Origin of the sequence: Mesorhizobium silamurunense, assembly GCF_014843825.1 — a bacterium.
In the GTDB taxonomy this organism is placed as follows: Bacteria; Pseudomonadota; Alphaproteobacteria; order Rhizobiales; family Rhizobiaceae; genus Mesorhizobium; species Mesorhizobium silamurunense.
Genome location: NZ_JHQR01000490.1, coordinates 1 through 2983, shown reverse-complemented (window position 1 = coordinate 2983; position 2983 = coordinate 1). Strand labels below are relative to the sequence as shown.

At 63.0% G+C, this 2983-nt stretch carries 2 protein-coding genes; both read left to right on the top strand.

Features of this window, described 5'->3' with window-relative positions; all coding sequences use genetic code 11:
- Window positions 1-2214 (top strand): beta strand repeat-containing protein (locus DH10_RS36165; protein ID WP_210327899.1); only part of this gene is annotated, 2214 nt, incomplete at its 5' end.
- 40 nt (window positions 2215-2254) lie between these two features.
- On the top strand, window positions 2255-2983 hold a 729-nt coding region (locus tag DH10_RS36160; RefSeq protein WP_425515401.1), incomplete at its 3' end, for an ABC transporter transmembrane domain-containing protein.

Below are 2983 nucleotides of genomic sequence, written 5' to 3'. Positions count from 1 at the left end.
TCGACCATCCACGTCACCGCGGTCAACGATGCACCGGTTGCGGCGGCTGATACCAATTGGGCGAAGGAAGACACCAACACAAGCGCAACCGGCAACGTGCTGCAGACAATCGCGCATGCCGGCGCACCGTCTGGAACATTCTCGGACAATGCGGATACCGATCCTGATGCCACCGACACGCTGGCCGTATCCGCACTCTCAGGTGGCACCGACAACGGCGCTACATTCAGCAAGACCGGAACCTATGGTTCCGTGGTGATTACAAAGGCGACCGGGGCCTACACCTACACGCTTGCGAATGCCCAAGCCAATGTGCAGGCTCTGGCGGCGGGTCAGACCGTCACGGACAACTTCACCTACACCGTTTCGGACGGGCACGGCGGAACAACATCGGCCAACCTGACTGTGACCGTCTTCGGCACAGACGATGTAAGCGCTACTCTGATCTCCGCGGTTGTGGACGGCAAACAGGGGAACAACGCGACACCCAGCACAGTAGTGATAACGTTTAGTGCGCCCGTCACTGCAAATTTTGTCAATCTATCGGACGTGATGCACGTTTCCGGTTTGCCGAATGTGACAGTAATCAATGGCACAGGCAGTTTCACCGATTCGACGCATTACACATTCCAAGTCGACAAAGGTGCGGGTAGCAGCAACGGATCCTCTTACACTCTTACCATCGACAGCGGGGCATTCTCGGATAGCTCGGGTCACACCAACGCAGCGAAAACGACAAGCGGCCTCAAGCCCGCCGGCACCGCCGGCGAGCCCATAAATCTCGCGCTCACCGACCCCTCCGACGGCCAGGCCGTCACCGTCACAGTGAAGGACGTGCCGTCCGGCTGGACCATCGACGGCGCGACGCAGAACGCCGACGGATCCTGGACGGTGCAGACCAATGCGGTCCACGAGCTGACCGTCACCACGCCTGCCAGTTTCGCCGGCGCGGTGGTGCTCGATGTCTCGATGACCTGGACCAACGCCGATGGCACGACAGGAAGTGCATCGATCGCCGACAACGTCGAGGCCTACGCGCAGGGTTCCCCGATCTTCGCCTGGTCGGGCGACGACGTGCTCACCGGCTCGAGCGGCAACGATCTGTTCGTGTTTTCGCAGCCGATCGGCAACGACACCGTGCACAGCTTCGATGCCGCCGCCGACCAGGTCGACCTTATCGGCTATTCCGGCTTCCAGAGCTTTGCCGACGTCCAGGCGCATACCGCCGACGACGCCAACGGCAATGCCGTGATCACGCTCGCCGACGGCCAGTCGATCACATTGGATGGCGTGCATTCCTCCGCGCTCGGCGCCGGCAATTTCGTCTTCGACCAGACGCCGGTGGTGAACAACGCCGGCACCATGACGATTGGCGACGGCGCCCTGCTGCCGCTGAGCGGCACGGTCAACAACAGCGGCATCATCGCGCTGAACTCGACCGGCGACGAAACCCTGCTGCAGATCATCCAGCATGGCGTGACGCTGGAGGGGGGCGGGCAGGTCGTCCTGTCCGACAGTGCCTTCAATATCATTTCCGGCACCGGTCCGGACGTGACATTGACCAATGTCGACAACACGATCTCGGGCGCCGGCCAGCTGGGCGATGGCATGCTCAGCCTCGACAACAGGGGCACCATTATTGCCTCCGGCTCGAATGCCCTGGTCATCGACACCGGCGACAGCGTCGTCGTCAATTCCGGCACGCTGGAGGCAACCGGTTCCGGCGGCTTGGTCGTTGCGGACGGGGTCGCGAATTCCGGCATGCTCTCGGCCAATGGCGGCAACATCGTCATCCACGGCGCGGTCACCGGCGACGGCGATGCCACGATCGGCAATCTGTCGAAGCTGGAATTCGGCGCGGCCTCGTCGACGGATGTCACCTTTGCCCAGAATGCGGCCGGCACGCTCGAGCTCGACGATTCCTTCGACTACAGCGGGCGGATCGGCGGCATTACCAATGACGACAAGCTGGACCTTAACGACATCTTGTTCGGCGCCGGCACGACGGTCAGCTATCAGGCGAGCCAGGATGGCAGCGGCGGCACGCTGACCGTCTCGGACGGCGCGCACAATGCCACGCTGCATCTGCTCGGCTCTTATGATGCGAGCGGCTTCAAGCTTGCGGATGACGGCGAAGGCCATACCGTCGTCACCTACAATCCGGCGGAGTTCACGCTGACGGGCATCGGCAGCGGAATGAGCGAGCTCGTGTGAACAATAGGCGGGCCGCCGGCAGCGGCGGCTCTCTGACGCAATGACCAGACGTGTATCGAGTGGGGTTCTGGAATTGAACGGCAAGCCTAAAATTGTCAGGGAAGCGCTTCGCGCCTGCCGCCGCTATTTCCTCTTCGCCGCGGTGTTCAGCCTGGCGATCAACCTGCTCTACCTCGCATCGCCGCTCTACATGCTGCAGATCTACGACCGGGTGGTCACCAGCGGCAGCGAGACCACGCTGGTGATGCTGACGCTGGTGCTGCTTGCGGCGTTCCTGGCGCTCGCCGGTCTCGACCTCGTGCGCGCCGCGATCCTGACGCGCGCCAGCGCGCGGCTCGACCGGCTGCTGTCGGCGAAGATCCTGGCGGCTTCCGTCGAGACGCCATCGCAGGGCGCCGCGCAAAGCCAGCCGATCCGCGATTTCGACACGTTCCGGCAGGTGATCACCGGCAGCGGCATCCATGCATTGTTCGACCTGCCGTGGTCGCCGATCTATATCGGCATCATCTTTCTCCTGCATCCCTGGCTCGGCTTCTTCGCGCTGGGCTCCTCGCTGCTTCTTATCGCCATGGCGGTGCTCAACGAATATATTGTGCGGGCGCCGCTTAAGCAGGCCAACGACCTTGCCACGGCCAATTACAATTTCACCGAAATGAGCCTGAGGAACGCGGAAGTCATCCGCGCCATGGGCATGATCGACGGACTCGTCCGGCGCTGGGGGCGCGACCGCGGCCTGGCGCTCGGCCAGCAGGGGCGGGCGAGCGACCGG